Source organism: Duganella caerulea (assembly GCF_040362985.1).
In the GTDB taxonomy this organism is placed as follows: domain Bacteria; phylum Pseudomonadota; class Gammaproteobacteria; order Burkholderiales; family Burkholderiaceae_D; genus Rugamonas; species Rugamonas vulcania.
On record NZ_BPWJ01000005.1, the window covers coordinates 487,189 to 509,766 of the forward strand.

Genomic DNA, 22,578 nt, shown 5'->3' on the forward strand with positions numbered 1-22,578 from the left:
CACGCATCAGGGCGTGGCGACGTTGTAGGTCGACACCGCCCAGCCCATCCGCTCGTGACCGTACTGGTTCCAGATCGGATTCTTGCCGGCCGAGAAGGACGTGTAGCGCGGCGCGCCCGAGCCGGAGCTGCCGCCGAACAGGCCGGCCGTGACGGTGCTGCCGGAATAGGTCGGGTGAGTATCGTCGGACTGGATGTAGTCGTAGCTGCTGCCGGACGATACGAAGTGCGCATTGGCGTCGCGCAGCGTCGAGCGCAGCGTGGTCGTGATGCGCGTGACATAGCTGGACTGGCTCTCGCCGGCGACGTAGCGCAGCGCGTCGGAGTCGATCTTGCCGTCGCCGTTGCTGTCGTAGTCCGCACCCATGTACTGCGCGAAGTTGTCGGCGCAGGCGAAGCCCTTCTGCCGCGCCAGGTCGCACATCGAGAAGTTGATCCTGGCCAGCGACGGCAGGAACTTGTCCTGCATGTTCACGGTCTTGCCGGTGGACGCATCCTTGCACGAGCTCTGCACGTTGTCGGCGTCGTAGCCGGGGTAATGCAGGTTCGACACCAGCTTGAGCTTGACGCCGGAATAGGCGTTGGCGTTGATGTAGTTCATCGCCGCCTCGACGTAGGTCTTGCAGCTGCTTTCGGCCGCGGTCAGCACGCTGTCGTCGCAGGTGCCGGTCTGGCTCTTGAAGGCGGTGCGCGCCTGCAGGCCGTCATTGCCGCACATCTCGAAGGCCACCACGCGGGTGTTACTCGCTTGCATATACGAACGCTCGGCCACGATCTTGTTGTTGTACACATCCGAAGCCACCGCGCCGGACTTGGTGCGGCGCACGCTCTCGATGTCGGCGTTCCACAGCGCGGACAGGTATTCCGCGTCCACCGTCGGCGCCGAGTACTTGGCGGCGCTGGTGACGGAGCCGTTGTAGCCGGCGAAGATCGAATCGCCGTAGGCCACCACGCGGTAGACGGTGGAGGTGCCGGCCCGGTCGATGGTCCAGGAAACGTTCTGGTTCAGGGTGCTGGCCGCCGCGTGGTCCGCGACAGCGAGCAGGAACAGCGAGGACAACAGCGTAGGCAACGACTTCTTGTGAAAGCGGGTGTACGACATGGGGTGTCTCCGATCAGGAATGTGCGAGATGGCGTATTGTTGTTTGTTCTCCTGTTGCGACGGACGGCAACCTCGCGCGCGAGCCATCACGTCGCGGCGGCCTGGTTGCCATCGTCCATTTCAACTGCGTGATATCGCCTGCCGACGCAATGTTAGCAAACAACTCATACTACCCCGGGACCGCCCCGTGCACGCCACAGCCCGCCAACTGTCTCGCAAGACCAAGCGAATGTCTCCACAGGACCGCCCGCCTGTCGCGCCGCGATCACAGCGTCCGGTGTTGGCACATTGCGCAACGTTAGTGTAAGATCAATGCTTGGGTGCGAGCGTCTCCTTGGAGCGCTCGTTAAACGGGAAACCGGTGAAGCCGCTGAAACACGCGGCCATTCCGGTGCAGCCCCCGCTGCTGTAAGCCAGACGACTCCGTCATCACGTCACTGCATTAAACCGCGGGAAGACACGGAGAAGGACGAAGGCGAGCCAGAATACCGGCCCAAAAAAAATCAGCATCATCTCCGCGGGGTGACGGGAATTCGCTATCGATTGTTTGCGCACGTCCCGTGCCGCCCGTCGACCGTCTTTCATCTCCCGCATGGTGTCCGTAAAAACCATTCGACGGGAGGTTTCGAATGCATATCATGGAAGGCTTTTTGCCTCCGGCGCACGCGCTCGGCTGGGCAGCCGTTTCCTTGCCTTTTCTGGCCTGGGGTTTGCGCTCCATCGGCCGCGACCTGCAATCGCATCCCGAGCGGCGCATGCTGCTCGGCGTGGCGGCGGCGTTCGCGTTCCTGTTGTCCGCCTTGAAGCTGCCGTCGGTGACGGGCAGTTGTTCGCATCCGACCGGCGTGGGCCTGGGCGCCGCCCTGTTCGGCCCCGCCGCGATGGTACCGGTGGGCTTCGTGGTGCTGGTGTTCCAGGCGCTGCTGATGGCGCACGGCGGCCTGACGACGCTGGGCGCGAACGTGTTCTCGATGGCGATTGTCGGGCCGTTCGTATCGTACGGCGTGCTGCGCGCGGCGTCGGCACTGGGCTTCTCGCGTTCGCCGGCGGTGTTCCTCGCCGCGTGCCTGGGCGATCTGGCGACCTATGTCACCACCTCGATCCAACTGGCGCTGGCCTTCCCCGCCGCCGTCGGCGGCTTTAGCGTTTCGTTCTTCAAGTTCGCCGGCATCTTCGCGCTGACGCAGGTGCCGATCGCCATCAGCGAGGGCCTGCTTACGCTACTCGTGGTGAACGCGATGGTCCGCTTCAACGCGCACGAGCTGCGCGCCTTGCCCGTGATGACGCTCGGTGCGCGCAAGGATGGCGCATGAGGGCCCGGACCTGGCTGGTCTGCCTGGCGCTGGTGCTGTTGACGGTGCTGCCTTTGTGGCTGGCGACCGCGCCGCCGGCGGCGCCCGGCGGCGAGGCGCCGGCCATCTTCACCGGCGCGGACAATCGCGCGCAGCAGGCCATAGTCGCCATCGCTCCCGGTTACAAGCCGTGGTTCACACCCGTGTTCGAGCCGGCCAGCGATGAAATCGCGTCGCTGCTGTTCGCGCTGCAGGCGGCCATCGGCGCCGGCGTGATCGGCTACTGGCTCGGCATGTCCGTGGCCCGCGAACGCGCGCGCCGCGAGGCCGCTTCCGCGCAGGACCGCCGTGCTGATTGAGTCGACCGCGTACGCCAACCGCTGGCGCGATGTGGCGCCGTCGGCCAAGGCGCTGTTCGCGCTGGCCGGCGTGGTCGCGGCCTGGTTGGCCCGCAGTCCCTACGCGCTGGCCGCGCTGACGTCGGTGCTCGTGCTGGCCGCCCTGGTCGGCGCGCGCGTCCCGCTGCGCGCCTACGCCGCCACCGTGCTGCCGCCGCTCGGCTTCCTGCTGATCTCCTGCGCGGCCATGCTGTTCGGCCCGGACGCGCAGGGCGACTGGCGCTGGTCCGGCGCCATGCTGCCTGTCGTCGTCCACACGGCATTGCGTTCGCTGGCTATGCTGGCCGCGCTGTCAGGGCTGGTGCTCAGCACACCGATGCCCGGCCTGCTCGCGCTCATGCGCCGCCTGCGCATGCCGGAGCTCCTGCTCGACATGATGGTGCTTTGCTATCGCATGCTGTTCGTGCTGCGCCAAGCGTGGGACGAAGGCGTGACCGCGCAAAGCGCGCGGCTCGGCTATCGCGGCTGGCGCCAGGCCTGGCGCTCGACCGGCCTGTTGGCCGGGCAGATGGCGGTGCAAGTGTGGCAACGCGCCGCCGCGCTGCAAATGGCGGCAGACGCGCGCGTCTGCCAGGGTGCGCTGCGCTTCCTGCCGGTGGTCTACCCGCAGGCGCGCCGCCAGTGCACGGTGGCCGCGCTGGCGGGCGCGCTGCTGGTGGCGCTGGCAGTGGGAGACCGCTTGTGAATCCCCCGATACTGGAACTGGAAACCGTCGCCCACGTCTACCCCGACGGCAGCAAGGGCCTGCACGATTGCAGCCTGACGCTGCACCGTGGCCGCCGCTACGCGCTGCTGGGCGCGAACGGCGCAGGCAAGACCACCGTGCTGCAGCACCTGAATGGCCTGCTGCGTTCCACCGCCGGCCAGCTGCGCATCGACGGCCAGCCCTTCGACTACAGCCGCTCCGGACTCACGGCGCTGCGCAGCCGCGTGGGACTCGTGTTCCAAAACCCGGACCGCCAGTTGTTTTCGGCGCTGGTCGAGGAGGACGTCTCATTCGGCCCGCTCAACCTCGGCCTGGGCGCGGACGAGGTGCGCGCCCGCGTGGCTGCCGCGTTGGATGCGGTGGGCTTGCGCGGCCACGCTCGCCGCGCGGTGCATCAACTGAGCTTCGGCCAGAAGAAGCGCGTCTGCATCGCCGGCGTGCTGGCGATGCAACCGGACGTGCTGCTGCTGGACGAACCCATGGCTGGCCTCGACGCACCCATGCAAACCGAACTCGCCGCCCTGCTCGACCAGCTGGCCGCGCGCGGCGTCACCGTGCTGCTGTCCACCCACGACATCGACTTCGCCTTCCGCTGGGCCGACGACATCCACGTGATGGCGGGCGGCCGCTGCATCGCCTCCGGCCAGGCGCAGACACTGTGCGCGCAGGCGGACGTGCTGCACGCCGCCGGCCAGCGTCCACCGGCCGCGCTGGCGCTGCACGCGGAGCTGGTCGATCTCGGCGTGCTGCCCGCCGGCCCAGCCCCGCGCAGTGTCGACGCCTTGCTCGACACACTGCGCGCACACAAACATTCAGGAGTACTCACCGCATGACATCCCTCGGCAAAATCTGGTTCGTGGGCGCAGGCCCCGGAGACCCGGAACTGATCACCGTCAAAGGCCAGAAGCTGCTGTCGCAGGCGGGCGCCGTGCTGTTCGCCGGCTCGCTGGTCGACCGCGCCGTCACGCTGCACGCACCACCCGGTTGCGCCATCCGCGACTCCAAGGACATGACGCTGGAAGAAATGACCGCATGGCTGATCGAGCAGGCGCGCATCCACGCCACCGTGGTGCGCCTGCAAACCGGCGATCCCGCTTTGTACGGCGCGCTGATCGAACTGGCGCGCCCGCTCGGCGAAGCAGGCATCGAATGGTCCGTGGTGCCGGGCGTTTCGTCGGCGATGGCCTCGATGGCGGCGGCCGGCGAATCCATGACGCTGCCCGAGGTGACGCAGACCGTCATCCTCACCCGCGTCGAAGGCCGCACGCCGATGCCGGAAGGCGAAGACCTCGCCAGCCTGGCCGCGCACCGCACCACGCTGTGCATCTTCCTGTCGATCACGCTGATGCACAAGGTGGAGACCGCGCTGCGCGCCGCCGGCTGGGCCGAGGACGCACCGATGCTGGTGGTGCACAAGGCCAGCTGGCCGGGCGAGCAGAAGATCGTGCGCGGAACGCTGGCCGACATCAAGCAGCGCTGCCGGGAGGCCGGCGTCGCCAGCCAGGCGATGATCGTCGCCAGTCCCACATTGGGCGCGCTGCATTGGGAGACGCTGGCGCGCTCCAAATTATATGACCCAACATTTACCCATCGTTTCAGAAAGGCGAGCGCATGAACCCAGTAAATAAGGACACAATCCTGATTGTCGGCCATGGTTCCCGCGAGGACTCCGGCAACCAGGAGATCCGCGAATTCACCAGCCAGTGGCGCGCGCGCCGTCCGGATTGGCGCATCGAGTTGTGCTTCATTGAATTCGCGCCGCCGGAGATGAACGCCGCGCTGCTGGACGCCGCGCGCTGCTCGCGCCGCGTGCTGGTGGTGCCGCTGATCCTGAACGCGGCCGGCCACGTCAAGATGGAGATACCGGAAGCGATCGAGCATGCGCGCCTTGCCTGCCCGCAGACCGAGATCCTGCTGGCGCCGCACCTCACCGCCTGCGATCCGATCCTGGCGATCCTCAAGCGTCGCCTGCGCAAGGCCATGAACGCGCTGGACATGCCCGATCCGACCAGCACCGGCGTGGTGGTGCTGGGACGCGGCTCGTCCGACCGTGGCGCCAACGGCGAAATGGCCAAGATGGCCCGCTGGCTGCTGGAGGAAGGCGACCATGAGCTGGTCGACCTGGCCTTCACCGGCATCACCTGGCCGCGCCTTGAGAAAGTGGTGCAGCGCCAGGTCACGCTGGGCATGCGCCAGATCGTGGTGCTGCCCTACTACCTGTACACCGGCACCCTGATGCAGCGCATACACCGCCAGGTGGAGCACCTGCGCGGCCAATATCCACAGGTGCGCTTTGCCTGCTCCGAGCATTTCGGCTTCGAGAACGAGATCTTCGAACTGATGGACCAGCGGGTGGAAGACCTGCGCGCCGGTGTGCCGGACAGCCGCCTGCCTTGCGACGGCTGCAGCTACCGCGAAATCGCGCATGACCTGGGCCACGGCCACTCGCATGCGCACACGCACGAGGTACACGTGCATCCGCATCACGACCACGCGGAGGCGCAGCCGGCATGAGCACCGTGAACACCGTTACCGAACAGCTGACCCGCGCCGGCCAGGTGATCGAGCATGACAGCTTCGCCATCATCGACGCCGAAGCCGGCCCGCACCGCTACACCGAAAGCCAATGGCCCATCGTGCGCCGCATGATCCACGCCAACGCGGACTTCGACTTCAACGGCCTGACCGCCTTCCATGCGGAGGCAGTGGAAGCCGGCATCAACGCCATGCTGGCCGGCGGCGCGCCGGTCGTGGCGGACGTGGAGATGATCTGCTCCGGCCTGTCGCAGCCGCGCCTTGCGCACTTCGGCATGAAGACCCACCAGTTCATCAGCGACGCCGACGTCATCGCCACCGCGCAAAAGGAAGACACCACGCGCGCCGTCCAAGCCATGCGCAAGGCGCATCGACTGGGCTTGCTGGACAAGGCCATCGTCGGCATCGGCAATGCGCCCACCGCGTTGATTGAGCTGGTGCGCCTGATCCGCGAGGAAGGCGTGCGCCCGGCGCTGGTGGTCGGCATGCCGGTGGGCTTCGTCTCCGCCGCCGAATCCAAGGACTTGATGGCCGAAGTCGGCGACGTGCCATGGATCGTCATCCGTGGCCGCAAGGGCGGCTCCACGCTGGTGGTAGCAACGCTGCACGCGTTGCTGGCGTTGGCCGAAGCACGTCAAAAGGCGATGGCATGAAGGAGAAAGCGGCTGCCGAACGTGGCACCCGCACCGGTTTCACCACCGGCGCGTGCTCCGCGGCCGCGGCACGCGCCGCGGTGCTGGGCCTCGTCCACGGACGGGTGCCGGAAGAAATCGAGAGCCTGCTGCCCAACGGCAGCCGCGTGGTGTTCGCCATTCACGACGGCCGCTGCGAGCCAGGCCGCGCGCATGCCATGGTCGTCAAATTCGCCGGCGACGATCCCGATTGCACCGACGGCGCCCACATGACGGTCGACCTGCGCCTGCTTCCCGGCCAGGCCGGCGTGGTGACGTATGTGGCGGGCGACGGCGTCGGCACGGTCACGATGAAAGGCCTGGGCCTTGAAGTTGGCGGACCGGCGATCAACCCCGCGCCGCGCAAGAACATCGCCGACAACCTGCGCGAAGCCGCGCCGGAACTGCTGGCGATGCACGGCATCGAAGTGACCATCAGCGTGCCGGACGGCCAGGTGATGGCGAAGAAAACCACCAACGCCCGCCTGGGCATCCTGGGCGGCATCAGCATCCTCGGCACCACCGGCATCGTCAAGCCCTATTCGACCGCCGCGTGGCGCGCCAGCGTGGTGCAGGGCATACAGGTGGCGGCCACCGCCGGCCACGGCGTCGTGGCGCTGACCACCGGCGGCCGCACCGAAACCTTCGCCATGACCGCATTGCGCGCGGAACGCCCGGAACTGCCGGCGGCCTGCTTCGTGCAGATGGGCGACTTCCTGCGCTATGCGCTCGATGAAGTGGTGGCGCAGGGCATAGGACTGGTGGTGCTGTGTGTCATGGTGGGCAAGCTGACCAAGATCGCGCAAGGCGAAACCATCACCCACGCCAATCGCAGCGAAGTCGATACCGACCTGGTGGCCGAGGTGGCGCGCCGCATCGGCGCCACGCCGGAAGACTGCGCCGCCATGGCCGCCGCCGAAACGGCGCGCTTCGGCGCGGAGCTGATGGTGGAGCGTGGCCTCGGCGACGCTTTCCACCACGCGCTGGCGCAAGCCGCCATCGACACCCTGACCGCGCCGGACCGCTACGGCCGCGCATTTCAGCTGCGCGTGCTGGTGTGCGATTTCAGCGGCGTGCAAGTGGCTGACGTGTTGTCGGCTCCTGCCGAACCGCACGAACGTCCCGCCAGCGCTGGCCGCATCGGCATCGATCATCTACCGGAAGCATAAGCATGCATACACAAGACCCCAATCCCTGCCGAGTTATCGGCGTACTCGATGACGGTATCGCCAGCCTGAGTCCCACCGCGCTGGCCTTGCTGCGCAGCGCGGACGTGTTGATCGGCGGCGCCCGCACGCTGGCCCTGCTGGAGCGCGAGTTCAAACCCGGCGCCATGCGCCACGACCTGACCGGCAAACTGAAGGAAGTGCCCGAATGGGTACGGTCCGCGCGGGCCGACAACCTGTCCTGCGTGGTGCTGGCGACCGGCGATCCGCTGTGCCATGGCATCGCACCGTATCTGGCGCAGCACCTGTGCGTGGAGGCTTTGGACATCCTGCCCAACCTGTCGACGCTGCAGCTGGCGTGCGCTCGCATCGGACTGGCGTGGCAGGATGCGCGCATCGTCTCCGTACATGCGCGCGATGCCGGCGAATGGCAGCGCGGCAGCGTACCTGGCCACGGCCTGTATGCGCTGGCCCAGGCGGCGCGCCAACATGCGCGCCTGCTGGTGCTGACCAGCCCTGACAACAGCCCTGACCGCATCGCGCGCCTGCTGCTGGCCGAAGGCCTGGGCGACGATTTCCTGATGGCCGTGGCGGAGAACCTGCTGCAGCCCGAGGAGCGCGTGCTGGCCGAGCTCACGCCGCAGCAAGCGGCCGGCATGCGCTTCGCCGCGCTGAACGTGGTGCTGCTGTGGCGAGTGACGCCGGCGGCACAACCGGTGCGCTTCGGCCTTGCCGATGCGGAGTTCGTGCAGCGGCAGCCGGAAAAAGGCCTGATCACCAAGCAGGAGGTACGCGCGGTCAGCTTGGCGCGCCTGCAGCTGCGCGCCGACAGCGTGGTGTGGGACATCGGCGCCGGCTCGGGATCGGTGGGACTGGAAGCGGCGCGTCTCTGCCCGCAAGGCCATGTCTACGCGACCGAAAAGAACGAAGCCGATTTCGCCATCGCTGGACAGAATCACGCCGCCTTCGGCGTCAGCAACTACGGCCTGTACCTGGGCAAGGCGCCGGAAGGACTGGATGCGTGGCCCGATCCCGACGCGGTCTTCATCGGCGGCTCAGGCGGCGAGCTGGCGGGCCTGATCAGCGGCGTGATCGCCCGCCTGCGCCCGCGCGGCACGCTGGTGATGAACTTCGTCACGCTGGAAAACCTCGCCACCGCCACCGCCACGCTGCAAGCGCTGGAAGGCGTGGAGTGGGACGTGCTGCAACTGCAAGCCGCGCGCAGCAAGCCGATTCTGCACATGCACCGCATGGCCGCTGAAAATCCGGTGTGGATCGTCTGCGCCCGCCGCACCGACGCGAAGGTGGCCACCGATGAATGAGATGACCACACCCGGCACCCTGTGGGGCATCTCGCTCGGCCCCGGCGATCCCGGCCTGATCACGCGCGCCGCGTGGGACGCATTGCAGCGGCGCGACACCATCTGGGTCTACCCTGCCCGCAGCGGCAAGACGCCAAGCTACGCGTTCGACATCGTGCAGCGCGCCGGCCTGCCGCCGCCGGAGCAGCACACGCAACTGCTGTTCCCCATGACGCACGACGGCGAGAAACTGGGCCGCGCATGGCTCAAGGCCGCCGACACCGTGCTGCCCTGGCTGCGCGCCGGCCGCGACGTGCTGTTCCTGGTGGAGGGCGACGCCAGCACCTACGCCACCTTCGGCCACCTGGCCCGCACCGTGCGTGCGATGGATGAACAGGTGCCGGTGCGGATCATCGCCGGTGTCAACGCCTTCACCGCCGCCTGCGCGCAGGTGCCGGTGCCGTTCGCGGAGCAGGACGACACGGTCGCCATCGTGCCCGCCGCCTACGGCGTAAGCGCGGTGGACCGCCTGCTGCCCGACTTCGACACGCTGGTGCTGATGAAGGTGAAGCCGTTGATGGATGAGCTGATCGACTGGCTGGAACGGCGCGAGCTGCTGGACGGCGCGCACTTCATCGAACGCGTCGGCGCGCCGGACGAACGCCGCTTCAGCGGCAGCGACATCCTGACGCTGCGCGGCACCAAGGTCAGCTACCTGTCGCTGCTGATCGTCAAACACACGCACCGCATACGCGGTGAACGCATCAAGGGCTGCCTGAAAAAAGAAAGCCCCCAACCTCTGACGGAGACCGCATGACCACAGCGACCACCACGACCACCACCACCCAGGCCACCCCGCGCGTATGCCTGGTCGCCATCACCAAACACGGCGCGGCACAAGCCGCCCGCCTGGCCGCCGACCTGCCGGAAGCGGACATCTGCACCTCGGCCAAATTTGCCGCCACGTTCGCGGAAGCCTCCAACACCGTGCGCGCCTACGACGGCGCGCTGCGCGACGAAATCGGCCCTCTGTTTTCCGGTTATGACCAGATCATCTTCTTCGTCTCGCTGGGCGCCGTGGTGCGGCTGATCGCGCCCCACCTGCGCAGCAAGGACGAAGACCCCGGCATCATCGTCGTCGACGACGCCGGCCAGTACGTGATCCCTGTGCTGTCCGGCCACGTCGGCGGCGCCAACGAGTGGAGCGAGCGCGTGGCCGACCTGTTGGGCGCCGCGCCGGTGCTGACCACCGCGTCCGACGTCGGCCGCACGATCCCGGTCGATATCCTGGGACGCCACCTCGGTTGGAAGGTGGAGGCGCCGAAGATCAACATCACGCGCGTCTCCGCACACGTGGTCAACGGCGAGCCGATCGCCTTCGTGCAGGAAGCCGGCAGCGCGGACTGGTGGACGCGCGCCACGCCGCTGCCGGAAAACATCCACCGCTTCGCGCGCTTCGACGAGGTGCCGCTGGACCGTTATGCGGCGCTGCTGTGGGTCACGCACGCCGAGGTGCCGGCCGAACGCTGGAATGCGCTCAACGAGCGGCTGGTGGTCTACCGCCCGCCGCAGGATAACGCGGCATGACACGGTTCACCATGGGTCTGGGCTGCGACCGCGGCGTGGCGCTGGACACTGTGCGCGAAGCGGTACGCGACGCGCTGGCCGCCGCTGGCGCGCAGCCGGCGCAAGTGGTGGCCGCCGCCAGCATCACGCTGAAGAAGGACGAAGCGGCCTTGCTGGCGCTGGCGCAGGAGCATGGCTGGCCGCTGCATTTTTATGAAGCGCACGAACTGGCGGCGGTGGAAGTGCCGCATCCGTCGGAGACCGTGCGGCACTACACCGGCACACCGTCGGTGAGCGAGGCGGCGGCATTGCTGGCCGCCGGACCCGATACGCCGATGACCGCGCTGGTCGTCGAAAAACACAAACACAAAGGCGCAGATGGCCACAACGCCACCGTCTCCATCGCAAGGATACAACCATGAATGAAACAAGCGCAGGCAAGATCATGCTGGTCGGGATAGGCCCCGGCAGCGTGGAGCACATGACACAACGCGCGCGCGACGCAATCGCCGAAGCCGACGTGGTGATCGGCTACGTCACCTACATCAAGCTGGTGGCCGATCTGATCGAAGGCAAGGAGATCATCCGCAAGTCCATGACCGAGGAGCTGGACCGCGCCGTCAGCGCGCTGGAGGCGGCGCGCGCCGGCAAGAAGGTGGCGCTGATTTCGTCGGGCGACGCCGGCGTCTATGGCATGGCCGGGCCGACCTACGAGGTGCTGTTCCAATCCGGCTGGACGCCGGACGACACGGTGCAGGTAGAGATCATCCCCGGCGCCTCGGCGCTCAACAGCTGCGCGGCGCTGGTCGGCGCGCCGCTCACGCACGACTTCTGCGCCATCTCGCTGTCGGACCTGCTGACGCCATGGCCGACCATCGCGCGCCGATTGGACGCGGTGGCCATGGCCGATTTCGTGGTCGCGCTGTACAACCCGAAGAGCGGCCGCCGCACCCGCCAGATCGTCGAGGCGCAGCGCCTGTTCCTGCGCCACCGCCGCGCCGATACGCCGGTGGCGATCGTGAAGAGCGGCTACCGCCGCCGCCAGAACATCGTCTTCACCACGCTGGACTGCATGGCCGATGCCGACATCGGCATGCTCAGCACGGTCTTGATCGGCAACAGCAACACCTTCGTGCGCCACGGCCTGATGGTCACGCCGCGCGGCTACGCCAACAAGTACGACATGGAGGAAGGCGGCGCCACCCGCGACGGCGAACGCGCTGGCCGTTCGCTCTCCACCGGCCTGCTGGGATGGCTCGATACCCTGCAGGCGGAACACGCGGCCGGCGACAGCATCGAGCTGCTGGCCGCGCGCCACCGTCTGCCGGCCGACTACATCCGCGCCACGCTGGAGGAGCCGTGGGAAGCAGAGGCGCCCGCCGTCGAGGAGAGCGAAGCATGACCGACGCCATCGTCAAGCCGAAGATCGGCAACTACCACCGCCACCTACTGGTATGCACCGGCCCGCGCTGCAGCGAGGACGGCGCGTCGCAGGCCTTGTTCGACAGCCTGGGCGGAAAGCTCAAGGAGGCAGGGCTGAATGAGGGCGAGTTGCGCGTCAAGCGCAGCCGCGTGAGCTGCTTCGCCGCCTGCAAGGGCGGGCCTATCGTGTGTGTGCAGCCGGATGGGACTTGGTACTACAACGTCACTTCCGATAATATGGACCGCATCGTGAACGACCACCTGCGCGACGGCAAGCGGGTGGAGGATTTGATATTCCACCAGGCCGGCGAGAGCTGAGCGCAAGCAGTCAACGAAAGAAGCAAATGGCAGGGAAAGTGTATTTGATCGGCGCCGGTCCCGGCGCCCAGGACCTGATCACCGTGCGCGGCGCGCGGCTGCTGGCGCAGGCCGACATCGTGCTGCACGATGCGCTGGTGACGCCGGAGATGCTGGCGTTGTGCCCGCAGGCGGAGTTGATCGCGGTCGGCAAGCGCAGCGGACAGCGCTCGGTGGCGCAGCAGATCATCAACCAGCACCTGGTCGACTGCGCCGGGCGCGCGGCGCTGGTGGTGCGCTTGAAGGGCGGCGATCCGATGCTGTTCGGCCGCGCCGACGAGGAGCTGCGCGCGCTGGAGGAAGCCGGCATCGAGGTCGAGATCGTGCCGGGCGTGACCACGGCCGTTGCCGCCGCGGCGGCGACCAGGCAGCCGCTGACCAAGCGCGGCGTGGCGCGCAGCGTGGCGTTCTTCACCTCGTCCACCGCGCCGGAGCACGCGGAGCTCGACGCGATCCCCAACACGGACACGCTGGTGCAGTACATGGGCGGCCGCGAAGCCATCGCCACCGCGGAGCGCCTGCTGGCGCATGGCCGCAAGCCCGATACACCGGTGGTGGTGATCGAGAACGTGAGCCGCGCCGACCAGCGCATCCACCGCATGGACATCGCCGCCTTGTCGCAGGGCCTGGGCATGCCCACCGGCCCGGTGCTGGTGATGATCGGCGAGGCGATGCGCGCACGCTTGCATCAGTCGGCAGACTAGATCACGGACAGGGTACGGCGCCGACCGTGGCGCCCAGCGTTTCCGCGTTGGCGATGGCGGTCGCATTTGGCAAACTCAATGGCAGGCTCACCAATGAGAGCAGCGTCTGGTACGGTACGTGGTTGCAGGTGGCCGTCACTGCGGGATCGCATATCCGCGCGCGCACAAAGCGGATGCAGCTGGCGTCGTAGGGATCTTTCATGCAGGTGATCCGGTTGTTGGCGGTACACGCGGGCAGCGCCGCGGCGGGGATCTCGGTCATCGCCGGCGTGCCCGCGTAGGTCAGCGCCAGGTAGTCGATGCGGACATGCGCGTCCGTGACCGGGTCGCCCAGCATCAGGGTGCCGGCGCTGTCGCGGAAGACGGCCTTCCGGCGCACGGCGTCCATGGCGGCGGGATCGCGAAAGTCCGCATTGGCGGCCAGCCTCGCGGCACGCTGGGTCACCATCTCCAACGTGTTGTACAGATACATGGCCCGCGCACATTCGATCACGCCAACGGCAATGATCAGGAACAGCATCAGCACCAGGCTGAACTCAACAGCCACCACTCCGCCCTGTGCCTGGATTTTTTGTTGTGGGCACATCTGGCTATCTCCCCACGTAAGGATAGGTGACGTTGACCATCAACGGGATGGTCAGCGACGTCATGTTTGAGAAGAAAATGTCCGTCAATTGGACCTGGATGGCTACGTTGACGGTCGTGGGCACAGCGAAGCCCACGCACTGGGCCGCATCGCACCCGATCGTCACGAAAATCCCATCCGGTCCGGGTGCAAGCTCAGCCAGTTCGGCATCCGCGATGGACTTGGCGACCGCAGCCAGGGCTGGCGCCCGCGCCGGGTTCCTGATCTCGCTCGGCGGTATGGTGGAAAGATAGCGGGCGGCATCCTGCGCCGCCCGGTCCATGACGCTGTAGTGCCAGAACAGCCGGCCGAAGAAGAGCGGGAACACCAGCAGGATGAGAAGGACAGGCAATATCAGCGCCAGCTCGACGGCGGCGATCCCGCGCTGGCGGCCGGCACGGGGGCCGCTCGCTGTCCGGTTCACGGGTTTCATTGGTATAACTCCACCGCGCCACCCAGCGATTGCTCGGTGGCCAGGCCGCCATATTCAGCGTAAAGCGCGGTCCCGGTCGCGGGAACGGTCATCAGGAATTTGCCTATGCCAAGCACGGTGGCCGTGGTGGTGGTCCCCGCGCCTATCGGACAAGACAACAACGCCACGTTCAGCACGCGGCGATTGGCGATGCCTTTGTGCGCAGCGGACGGCGCCAGGAAGTTGGTGCCGTTTGTCGCCATGTAGGGCGTCAGGACGCCGGATGGATAGGAGCCGGTGGCGACCGGCACACCGGGCTTGTACAGCGAGCTCCAGACACTGGTGTTAAAGGGCGTGTAGCCGTTGGCCGGTTCCGCCGAGCCCGGCACGTAGGAGCTGTAGGGGACGGCCCGCGCGTAGGCCCACAACGGCCCGTACATCGCGGCGGTCGTGCCCGCTGGGTCCGGCAGAGGATCGGCGACCGTCCACAGCTTGCCTCCGCTGGTCGTCGAGGCGGCGCCTTGGGCGGCGGGCGTGGTGCTCATCCATGGAATCGCGGTGTTGTAGACATAGGACTTGATGTTCGTATCCGGCGGCGCGGTGGCAAAGGAGCACAGCGATCCGCTGTATTGGTCGAAGCGCGAATTGAGCTGGTTGAAGAGCGAAGCCAGGGGAAATGGCCGGCCGACCGTGATCGGCCCGCCGGTCACCCTGGGGATCGCCAATTTGCCGGTGCAAGCATAGGGGCCGACAACGCCAGGCGCCGTGTTGCTTGCCGTTCCAGCGACACCGGGCGGATCAAATGGATCGACAACGAAATTCTCGGCCGTCGTGCCATTGGGGTTGAGCTGCATGAGGTTGTACGCGACACCGCGCCGGAAACCGTATTCGGTCAATTCGCTGTACGCGGGCGGCCCTGGATTGACGCGTGCGGCGGCGGCGGTGCTGGACAACGCGCACACCGCGATCGGCGCGACGTTGATGGTCGAGCGGCCAGCCACCGCTGTCGCGCTCACGCTGGAGGATGACAGCGTCTCCGAAAGGGCACGCATGAACACCAGGCTGATGGTGGCAAGCGAGGCGTCCAGCTTGCTGGTGTCGGCCTTGGCGAACAGCAGGCCGTCGGGGGCGGCTTGCGCGGAGCCGGCATCGACCCAGGCGCCGGTCGATGAACTGCTGAACGACAGCGCGGCGCTATTCCAGCTGATCGATTGCTGGTTGTACTGGTATTTCAACGCGCTCGCCGCATTGGCGGCTTGGGCAAGCGCATTCGTCACGCCGGCCGAGGTGCCGTTGAGCTGGCGGGCCGCCGCGAGCGCGGTGGTATCCGCCAGGGCCTGGAGATCCAGCTTGCGGTTGTACACCGGTCCCAGATCGAGCGACATGCCCACAAACCCGACAAGGGCCACCAGCATCAGGGCGAACACGATGGCGATGGCGCCCTGCTGCCGACCTCGTCCCTCTCCAAGCGATCCAGCCGTCCCGGTCATGCCGCCTCCATCGAATTTCCGCTGCGAAATAAGCGTACTCAAGCGCCGATTCTAGACAGTCTGCGGCCGATGGAATTGATAAAGGACAAGCGAATCCTCGCAATCTTCTGCGTGGCAATATTGACAACTTCGCAAAGCCATGCCGGTTCAGAATTCCTTAATATCCGGCGACGACGATCTGCCTATGCCAACGCGTGCCGCCTCCAACCGGCCCGGCGGGATTGGCACCAACTCACAGGAGCATCACATGAACGACATCCATTCCGGGGCCACGCCGCCCCAAATTCGCGTCTGGGACCTGCCCGTCCGGCTGTTTCACTGGCTGATGGCCTTCAGCTTTGCCGGGGCCTATCTGACGGCAGAGGCCGACAACTGGCGCCAGGTCCACGTCACGCTGGGCTACACCATGGCGGCGCTGGTCTGCTTTCGCATCCTCTGGGGATTTTTCGGGACGTACTACGCCAGGTTCGCCAGCTTCGTGCGGGGACCGAAGGCGACGCTGAGCTACCTGCAATCCATGCTGCAGGGACGTCCCCGGCATTTCACCGGCCATAATCCGGCCGGCGCGGTCGCCATCGTGCTGATGCTGGGGATAGCCATGGCGCTGGCCGGCTCCGGCTGGCTGTTGTACACCGAGCGGGCCGGTGAATGGATGGAGGACGTGCATGAGCTGATCGCCAACCTGATGCTGGCCGTGGTGCTGGTCCACATCGCCGGCGTGCTGGTTGCCAGCTTTGTTCACCGCGAGAACCTCGCCAAGTCGATGATCACCGGACGCAAGCACGCCGCGCCCGGCGCAAAGGCACAGGGCCTGCGCACCGGCACCGCGCTGCTGCTCCTGCTCGCGGTGCTGGCGCTGTGGTGGTGGCAAGGGAGCCATGCGGAAGCTCCGGCAGCCGGCCGGGCGGCCGCGGAGCACCGTGAGTCTTAATCGATCGCCCACAGCGCATGGGCGTCCAGCTGCACCCTTGCGCTGGCGGCGACGGCCGCGATCCTCGCCATCTGGGACGCCAGCGCCGCCTCCATCGCGAGGCGGCGGCCAAGCAGCGCTTCGGCCAGCGTGTATTCGTTTGCCTTGTAGCCCAGTTCCATCAAGCGCGCCTGGCGGTCGCTCTGCTGTTCGACCGCGCGCAGGCTGGTCCATACCTGATAGCTGTATTCCTGCTCGGTCACGGCCCGCTGCGCCGCCAGCGTGACCCTGGTTCTTACCTGGGCCACTCTTTCCTCCGCCATCCGCGCCCGCAGGTAGGCCGCCGAACTTTCGGCGCCACGCGTGCCGCCCGGCAGGGCCATCGACAGCGTGAGGCCGATGGTACGTTCCTGGCCGGCGCGTTCGCGGCCGGCGCGCACCGCGATCGTCGGGTCGGGCATGCGCTCGCTGGCGGCGCGCTTTGCCTTCAAGCCGTACCACTGCGCCTCCACCTGCGCCAATTCCAGTTCATGATTGTCCTCCAGGATGCGCGCAAGCTGGTCCGGCCGCTGCAATGGCATCGGCTGCGGATCGGGCACCTGGGCCAGCTGCGGAGCCGGCAGGCCGGGATAATTGGTGGCCAACAAGGTCAGCGCGTGTTGCGCCTGTTGGCCGGCCTGCTCGATCAATGCGTCCGCCCGCCGTAATTCGGTATCGGCCTGCATCAGTTCAAGCCGCGCCCCATCGCCCGCCTTCACGCGCAATTCGGCGATAGCTCTCAGCTGCTTGATCAAGGCGTGCTGTTCCTTCAAGCGCTCCAGCGTGGCTTGCGCCTTCAGGGCGTCGTACCAGTCCTGCATCAGCGCGCGGCCCGCCTCATGCCAGGCGTCCGCCCGTTGCGCCTGCGCCAGCGCCACGCCCTTTTCGCCTACCGCCCGGTCCTGCTCCGCCTTGCCAAACCAGCGGACGCTGCGCTCGACCGTCAGCTCCTGCTCGCGATAGCGGTCTCCATCGAGCACACGGCGCTGGCTCATGCCTCCGCGCACCACCCATTCGCCGGGGCCGGCGGCCAGCTTCGCCTGCTCCGCCCCGGCCAGCTGGTTGTTGAGATCGCCGATGCGCAGCTGCGGCAATTGCGACAGCAACTCCTTCACGGTCTGCTCGCGCGGCAAGCCGAACAGGACGTCGCCGGCGAGCGGCAACGCCGGTGCGCCGGCCCAAGCGACAGGATGGCCCAGCGTTGCCAGCACCAGCGCCAGTTTGGCAAGACGGCAGCTCATGCGAGCCTCCCGCAGGCGGTCAACGGGCTCAACCAGTATGCGACGTCGGGACTGGGAATCTCGCTGGCCAACGCCTCCAGCAGCAGCTGCAGATGGGCGCCCACGCCGGCCACCAGGACCAGCCTGCGGGCGCTGCGGCCCTGCACCAGCTCCATCGCCGACCGCAGCACGGCGCCCCGCCCCATGCCCTGCGCGGCGGTCACGGTGAATCCCGTTGCCCACTCCGGATGCAGCAGCAGAAAATCCACCACGTCCTCTTCAAGGCCGGCCGGGATCGCCAGCGTCAGCAAGCTATCGTTGGAAATTTGTTTCAGCATGATTATCCTGCTTGGGTAACTGCCGGGCCCTTGACGCCGAAGCGGCGGAAGAGCAGAGGCAAAAGTATCAGTGTCAATGAGGTCGCGCTGACGAGTCCGCCGATCACCACGATCGCCAGCGGCTTCTGGATTTCCGAACCGGGGCCGGTGGCCAGCAGCAGCGGAACCAGGCCCAGCCCGGTAATGCAGGCGGTCATCATCACCGGCCGGAAGCGTCGCAGCGCCCCTTGGCTCACCACCTCCGGCAGCGCCATGCCGCGCGCCACCAGCTGGTTGAAGCAGGTGATCATCACCAGGCCGTTGAGCACCGCGATGCCCATCAGCGCGATGAAGCCGACCGACGCCGGCACCGAGAGATATTCGCCGGTGACGGCCAGCGCCACCACGCCGCCGATCAGCGCGAAGGGAATGTTGACGAAGACCAGCAGCGCCTGCCGCACGCTGTGCAACGTGCTGAACAGCAGCAGGAAGATCAGCGCCAGCGCGACCGGTACCACCAGCGCCAGCCTTGCCGCGGCGCGCTGCTGGTTCTCGAACTGCCCGCCCCAGCTCAGCCGGTATCCGGGCGGAAGCTTGACGCGCGCGGCGACAGCCAGCTTGGCCTCGTCGACAAAGCCCACCAGGTCGCGGCCCCGGACGTTGGCGCGCACCACGGCCAGGCGGCTGCTGTTCTCCCGTTCAATCTTGACGGGGCCGTCCACGTGGCGCAGCGTTGCAAGCTGGCTGAGCGGCACGGACTCGCCGTCGGCCAGCGGCAGGCGCAGCTGCCCGAACAGGTCGGGAGAAAGCTGAAGCTGCTCGCCGCCACGGATCAGCAAGGGCAGCCGCTTGCCGCCTTCGATCACCACGCCGGCCACGCGGCCCTCGATCAGGGTGCGCAGGTCCGCCTGCACTTGCTCGGCGGTCAGGCCCAACCGTCCGGCGGCCAGCCGGTCGATATCGACCTGCAGATATTGCACGCCTTCGTTCTTGACGGTGAGGACATCCTCGCTGCCCGGCACCGCCTGCACCACGTTGACGATCTGTCCGGCCAGCGCCCCGAGCGCGGCGGAATCCGGACCGTAGACTTTGATCGCGAGATCGCCGCGCACGCCCGACAGCATTTCCGAGGTGCGCATTTCAATCGGCTGGGTGAAGCTGATGTTCACGCCAGGGAAGTCGGCGGTCGCCTTGCGCAAGGCGCCGATCAAGTCTTCCTTGTTCTGGCTGCGCCATTGCGGCCGCGGCTTGAGGACCAGGAAGGTATCCGTTTCGTTCAGGCCCATCGGATCAAGGCCGAGCTCGTCCGAGCCGAGCCGCGCCACGATGCGCCGCACCTCGGGCACTTCCGCCAGGATGCTGCGTTGTATCGCCATGTCCAGGCGCGCGGACTCGGCCAGGTTCACCGACGGCAGCTTTTCGATTTGCATGATGATGTCGCCCTCGTCCAGCACCGGCATGAACGATTTGCCGACCACCATGAACAGGCCGGCGGCGACGGCCAGCGCGGCCACGGCGCCGCCCGCCACCAGGCGCTCGTGGCGCAGCGCGCGGGCCAGCAGCCCGTGGTAGGCCGCCTCCATGCGCTGCACCAGGCGCGGCGCCGGGCCGTGGTGGGCCTTGAGCAGCAGCGACGACAACACCGGAATCACGGTCAGCGACAGCAGCAGCGATGCCGCCAGCGCGAAAATGATGGTCAGCGCGACCGGCGCGAACAGCTTGCCCTCCAGCCCCTGCAGGGTCAGCAAGGGCAGGAAGACGATCATGATCACCACCATGCCGGCCGTCACCGGCACCGCCACTTCGCGCACCGCGCGGTAGATCACATGCAGGCGCGACAGGCCCGGCTGGGCCTTGCCGCTGTGGGCCTCGATGTTTTCCACCACCACCACCGCCGCGTCGACCAGCATGCCGATGGCGATCGCCAGGCCGCCAAGCGACATCAGGTTGGCGCTGAGGCCGTAATGGCGCATCAGCAGGAAGGTGCCCAGCGCCGACAGCGGCAGGATGCAGGCGACCACCAGGGCGGCGCGCAGGTTGCCAAGGAAGACATACAGCAACACCACCACCAGCAGGGTCGCTTCCAGCAGGGCCTTGACGACCGTCTGGACGGCGCGCTCGACCAGGTTGCCCCGGTCGTAGAAGGTGCTGATGGTGGTGCCGGCCGGCAGCGAGCGGCCGATCTCGACGAGCTTGGCCCGCACCTGGTCGACCACGCTCTGGGCGTTGGCGCCGCGCATCGCCAGCACCAGCGCCTCGACCGCCTCGCCCTTGCCATCCTGCGTTACCGCGCCGTAGCGCGTCAATTGGCCCACGCGCACCGTGGCGACCTGCCCCACCGTGACGGCAACGCCGCCACGGTTGACGATCACGATGGCGCCGACGTCGGCCAGCGTGCGGATGCCCGCATCGCTGCGGATCAGCAGGGATTCCTCGTTGCTGCCGAGCCGGCCCGCGCCGTCGCTGCGGTTGTTGGCCTCCAGCGCCTGTTGCAACTGCGCCAGCGAAATCCGCCTTGCCGCCAGCGCGGCCGGATCGGGCACCACCTCGAAACTCTTGACCTGGCCGCCCAGCGAATTGACATCGGCGACGCCGGCGATGTTGCGCAGCTGGGGGCGGATCGTCCATTCCAGCAGCGTGCGTTTTTCCATCAGCGACAGCGGCCCTTCAATGGTGAACATGAAGATTTCGCCCAGCGGCGTGGTGATCGGCGCCAGCCCGCCGCTGACCGACGCCGGCAAATCCTTGAGCACCGAGGCCAGCCGTTCGCTGACCTGCTGCCGCGCCCAATAGACGTCGGTGCCCTCTTCGAAGTCCAGCGTGATGTCGGCGATCGCATACTTCGATTGCGAGCGCAGCACGGCCTGGCGCGGTATGCCCAGCAACTCCTGTTCGATCGGCGCGACGATGCGCGCCTCGACTTCTTCCGGCGTCATGCCGGGCGCCTTCAGGATCAGCTTGACCTGCGTGCTGGAGACATCCGGGAACGCATCGATCGACAGTTCGCCGGCCGCCTTGACGCCAGCCGCCACCATCAACACCGCCAGCACCAGTACCAGCAGGCGCTGCGCCAGGGACAAAGCGATCAGCCGGCCCAGCATCACGGTTTCTCCTGCGTGGCGGCGGGCTCACCCAGCCCCGTCCAGGCGCCCTTGAGCGCGACCAATCCGCGCACCGCCACCTGTGCTCCGGGAGCGATCGCTCCACGTACCCACAGCTGGTCGCCGGCGGCCGCGCCAGGGATGACCGGCACCGCCTGAAAACCGTTGGCGTTCCGCACGAAGACATAGTTGGCCGCGCCGCGCCGCACCAGCGCGGCGGCGGGCACCAGCAGCGACCCGCCCCGGGCCGGCGGTGCGACCAGCCGCGCCTCGACGAAGGCATTTATCTTCAGGCACGGTTTCGGTTCCAGCTGACGCGCGCGCACCTGCGCTGTCTGGTTGGCGCTGTTGACCTGCGGCGACAGCGCGATCACCCGCAGCTGGCCGCACTGTGCCACATCAAGCAGATCCCCCACCGCCAACATGGACATCTGTTGGGCCGACGCCTGCAGTTCCACCCACAGCGGACCATCGCGGCTGATCTTCGCCACCGCCATGCCGGCGTCCAGCTGTTGTCCCACGGTGACCGGCAACTCGACCAAGGTCCCCGCGCTTTGCGCGCGCACGGTCAGCAGCGGGCTCGGTTGCGCGCCCGCCGACAACGCGGCGATGGCCGCCGCGCCCAAGCCGCCGGCGCGCAGCATCTGGGCCCGCTGATCGGCCGCCAGCCTGGCCAGCTGCGCGGCGGCGCGGCTTTCCTCCACCCGCGCACGCGCGATGACGCCCTCGGCAAACAGGCTTTCGTCACGCTGCAGCTTGTCGGCCGCCAGGCGGGATTGCGTGGACAGCTGGGCGTATTCTCGTTGCGTCTCCATCCACGCGGGACTGAACAAGGTGACCAGCGCCGCTCCCCTCTGCACGCGCTGCAGCGAAACACTATGCACCTGCTGAACCACCCCGCTGGCGGCGGCGGCGGCGAGAACGACCGCATCAGCTGGCGCCACCACGGTCCCGGTCAAAACGACGGCGTTGCCGACCGGCGTTGCGGCGCCGGCCGGGGCCGCAACCGCCGGCGCGGTCGCGATGCCTGCCCGGCTGATCTGCTTGGCGCTCATCGGCAGCTGCGTCATGGCATCCGCGCTCCAGACGCGGACTGGACCGGCAAGCAGAGATGCCAGGAGCAAGGCCGCGCGGGCAGTAAAGGGAGGGAACGGCATGGAATAATTTCCTTGGAGGGCTTCGGTGCGTATGATGGTGGTGAGCAGATATTAAGAAGTTCTTAACAACTGCCGCCTACGCTGGACA

24 protein-coding genes and 1 riboswitch are annotated in these 22,578 nt (G+C 67.4%); of the genes, 16 read left to right on the forward strand and 8 right to left on the reverse strand.

From position 1 onward, the window contains the following. Nucleotides 1–6: 6 nt before the first annotated feature. Nucleotides 7–1,101, reverse strand: coding sequence for an SGNH/GDSL hydrolase family protein (locus ACUJB0_RS17945; RefSeq protein ID WP_444846385.1), 1,095 nt, complete (start codon nt 1,099–1,101; stop codon nt 7–9). A 303-nt stretch (nt 1,102–1,404) separates the two neighbouring features. Continuing rightward, nucleotides 1,405–1,612: riboswitch (cobalamin riboswitch) on the forward strand. 118 nt (nt 1,613–1,730) lie between these two features. On the opposite strand from ACUJB0_RS17945, the gene ACUJB0_RS17950 reads away from it, so the two are divergent. Genes ACUJB0_RS17950 through cobA form a run of 15 tightly spaced genes read left to right on the forward strand, consistent with a single transcriptional unit; the run spans nt 1,731 to nt 13,219 of the window. Beyond that, on the forward strand, nt 1,731–2,414 hold the full coding sequence (locus ACUJB0_RS17950; RefSeq protein WP_444846386.1) for an energy-coupling factor ABC transporter permease: 684 nt from the start codon (nt 1,731–1,733) through the stop codon (nt 2,412–2,414). Beyond that, nucleotides 2,411–2,752 carry an energy-coupling factor ABC transporter substrate-binding protein gene (locus ACUJB0_RS17955; RefSeq protein WP_444846387.1) on the forward strand — a complete coding sequence of 114 codons (342 nt, stop codon included), beginning with the start codon at nt 2,411–2,413 and terminating at the stop codon, nt 2,750–2,752. The genes ACUJB0_RS17950 and ACUJB0_RS17955 overlap by 4 nt, the downstream gene beginning before the upstream one ends. Continuing rightward, entirely contained in the window at nt 2,742–3,476 is a 735-nt protein-coding gene (cbiQ, locus tag ACUJB0_RS17960; RefSeq protein ID WP_444846388.1) for a cobalt ECF transporter T component CbiQ, read from the forward strand. The genes ACUJB0_RS17955 and cbiQ overlap by 11 nt, the downstream gene beginning before the upstream one ends. After that, nucleotides 3,473–4,330, forward strand: a complete 858-nt coding sequence (locus tag ACUJB0_RS17965; protein ID WP_444846389.1) for an energy-coupling factor ABC transporter ATP-binding protein — start codon at nt 3,473–3,475, stop codon at nt 4,328–4,330. The genes cbiQ and ACUJB0_RS17965 overlap by 4 nt, the downstream gene beginning before the upstream one ends. Continuing rightward, nucleotides 4,327–5,112 (forward strand): precorrin-4 C(11)-methyltransferase, encoded by a 786-nt coding sequence (gene cobM, locus ACUJB0_RS17970; protein ID WP_444846390.1) that lies wholly within the window; start codon nt 4,327–4,329, stop codon nt 5,110–5,112. Before ACUJB0_RS17965 ends, cobM begins: the two co-directional genes overlap by 4 nt. Then, complete coding sequence (locus tag ACUJB0_RS17975) at nt 5,109–6,011, forward strand: sirohydrochlorin chelatase (protein WP_444846391.1); 903 nt, start codon at nt 5,109–5,111, stop codon at nt 6,009–6,011. The genes cobM and ACUJB0_RS17975 overlap by 4 nt, the downstream gene beginning before the upstream one ends. Continuing rightward, a complete protein-coding gene (locus ACUJB0_RS17980) occupies nt 6,008–6,685 on the forward strand; it encodes a precorrin-8X methylmutase (RefSeq protein ID WP_444846392.1) in 678 nt (225 codons plus the stop codon). Before ACUJB0_RS17975 ends, ACUJB0_RS17980 begins: the two co-directional genes overlap by 4 nt. After that, the gene (locus tag ACUJB0_RS17985; protein ID WP_444846393.1) at nt 6,682–7,872 is read left to right on the forward strand and encodes a cobalt-precorrin-5B (C(1))-methyltransferase; all 1,191 of its coding nucleotides are present in this window, start codon (nt 6,682–6,684) and stop codon (nt 7,870–7,872) included. Before ACUJB0_RS17980 ends, ACUJB0_RS17985 begins: the two co-directional genes overlap by 4 nt. 2 nt (nt 7,873–7,874) lie before the next feature. After that, nucleotides 7,875–9,191: a precorrin-6y C5,15-methyltransferase (decarboxylating) subunit CbiE gene (gene cbiE, locus ACUJB0_RS17990; protein ID WP_444846394.1), complete on the forward strand. Its 1,317-nt coding sequence runs from the start codon at nt 7,875–7,877 to the stop codon at nt 9,189–9,191. Next, entirely contained in the window at nt 9,184–9,987 is an 804-nt protein-coding gene (gene cobI / locus ACUJB0_RS17995; protein WP_444846395.1) for a precorrin-2 C(20)-methyltransferase, read from the forward strand. The genes cbiE and cobI overlap by 8 nt, the downstream gene beginning before the upstream one ends. Continuing rightward, nucleotides 9,984–10,757 (forward strand): cobalamin biosynthesis central domain-containing protein, encoded by a 774-nt coding sequence (locus tag ACUJB0_RS18000; RefSeq protein ID WP_444846396.1) that lies wholly within the window; start codon nt 9,984–9,986, stop codon nt 10,755–10,757. Before cobI ends, ACUJB0_RS18000 begins: the two co-directional genes overlap by 4 nt. Beyond that, nucleotides 10,754–11,158: a cobalamin biosynthesis protein gene (locus ACUJB0_RS18005; RefSeq protein WP_444846397.1), complete on the forward strand. Its 405-nt coding sequence runs from the start codon at nt 10,754–10,756 to the stop codon at nt 11,156–11,158. The genes ACUJB0_RS18000 and ACUJB0_RS18005 overlap by 4 nt, the downstream gene beginning before the upstream one ends. After that, the gene (gene cobJ / locus ACUJB0_RS18010; protein WP_444846398.1) at nt 11,155–12,138 is read left to right on the forward strand and encodes a precorrin-3B C(17)-methyltransferase; all 984 of its coding nucleotides are present in this window, start codon (nt 11,155–11,157) and stop codon (nt 12,136–12,138) included. The genes ACUJB0_RS18005 and cobJ overlap by 4 nt, the downstream gene beginning before the upstream one ends. After that, entirely contained in the window at nt 12,135–12,476 is a 342-nt protein-coding gene (locus ACUJB0_RS18015; RefSeq protein ID WP_161092321.1) for a (2Fe-2S) ferredoxin domain-containing protein, read from the forward strand. Before cobJ ends, ACUJB0_RS18015 begins: the two co-directional genes overlap by 4 nt. 26 nt (nt 12,477–12,502) lie before the next feature. Continuing rightward, complete coding sequence (gene cobA, locus ACUJB0_RS18020; RefSeq protein ID WP_444846399.1) at nt 12,503–13,219, forward strand: uroporphyrinogen-III C-methyltransferase; 717 nt, start codon at nt 12,503–12,505, stop codon at nt 13,217–13,219. 1 nt (nt 13,220) lies between these two features. On the opposite strand, the gene ACUJB0_RS18025 is transcribed toward cobA, so the two are convergent. Genes ACUJB0_RS18025 through ACUJB0_RS18035 form a run of 3 tightly spaced genes read right to left on the reverse strand, consistent with a single transcriptional unit; the run spans nt 13,221 to nt 15,746 of the window. Further along, complete coding sequence (locus tag ACUJB0_RS18025; protein ID WP_444846400.1) at nt 13,221–13,805, reverse strand: TadE/TadG family type IV pilus assembly protein; 585 nt, start codon at nt 13,803–13,805, stop codon at nt 13,221–13,223. 4 nt (nt 13,806–13,809) lie between these two features. Next, the gene (locus tag ACUJB0_RS18030; RefSeq protein WP_444846401.1) at nt 13,810–14,277 is read right to left on the reverse strand and encodes a TadE/TadG family type IV pilus assembly protein; all 468 of its coding nucleotides are present in this window, start codon (nt 14,275–14,277) and stop codon (nt 13,810–13,812) included. Further along, on the reverse strand, nt 14,274–15,746 hold the full coding sequence (locus tag ACUJB0_RS18035) for a pilus assembly protein TadG-related protein (RefSeq protein WP_444846402.1): 1,473 nt from the start codon (nt 15,744–15,746) through the stop codon (nt 14,274–14,276). Before ACUJB0_RS18035 ends, ACUJB0_RS18030 begins: the two co-directional genes overlap by 4 nt. A gap of 247 nt (nt 15,747–15,993) precedes the next feature. Between ACUJB0_RS18035 and ACUJB0_RS18040 the strand changes: the two genes are divergently transcribed. Continuing rightward, nucleotides 15,994–16,677: a cytochrome b/b6 domain-containing protein gene (locus ACUJB0_RS18040; protein ID WP_444846403.1), complete on the forward strand. Its 684-nt coding sequence runs from the start codon at nt 15,994–15,996 to the stop codon at nt 16,675–16,677. Here the strand turns inward: ACUJB0_RS18040 and ACUJB0_RS18045 are convergent. Genes ACUJB0_RS18045 through ACUJB0_RS18060 form a run of 4 tightly spaced genes read right to left on the reverse strand, consistent with a single transcriptional unit; the run spans nt 16,674 to nt 22,403 of the window. Continuing rightward, a complete protein-coding gene (locus tag ACUJB0_RS18045; RefSeq protein ID WP_444846404.1) occupies nt 16,674–17,936 on the reverse strand; it encodes a TolC family protein in 1,263 nt (420 codons plus the stop codon). The two genes, ACUJB0_RS18040 and ACUJB0_RS18045, sit on opposite strands and share 4 nt — an antisense overlap. Then, a complete protein-coding gene (locus ACUJB0_RS18050) occupies nt 17,933–18,253 on the reverse strand; it encodes a DUF3240 family protein (RefSeq protein WP_444846405.1) in 321 nt (106 codons plus the stop codon). Before ACUJB0_RS18050 ends, ACUJB0_RS18045 begins: the two co-directional genes overlap by 4 nt. A 2-nt stretch (nt 18,254–18,255) precedes the next feature. After that, nucleotides 18,256–21,333, reverse strand: coding sequence for an efflux RND transporter permease subunit (locus ACUJB0_RS18055; RefSeq protein WP_444846508.1), 3,078 nt, complete (start codon nt 21,331–21,333; stop codon nt 18,256–18,258). Continuing rightward, nucleotides 21,333–22,403, reverse strand: a complete 1,071-nt coding sequence (locus ACUJB0_RS18060) for an efflux RND transporter periplasmic adaptor subunit (RefSeq protein WP_444846406.1) — start codon at nt 22,401–22,403, stop codon at nt 21,333–21,335. Before ACUJB0_RS18060 ends, ACUJB0_RS18055 begins: the two co-directional genes overlap by 1 nt. Nucleotides 22,404–22,578 lie beyond the last annotated feature (175 nt).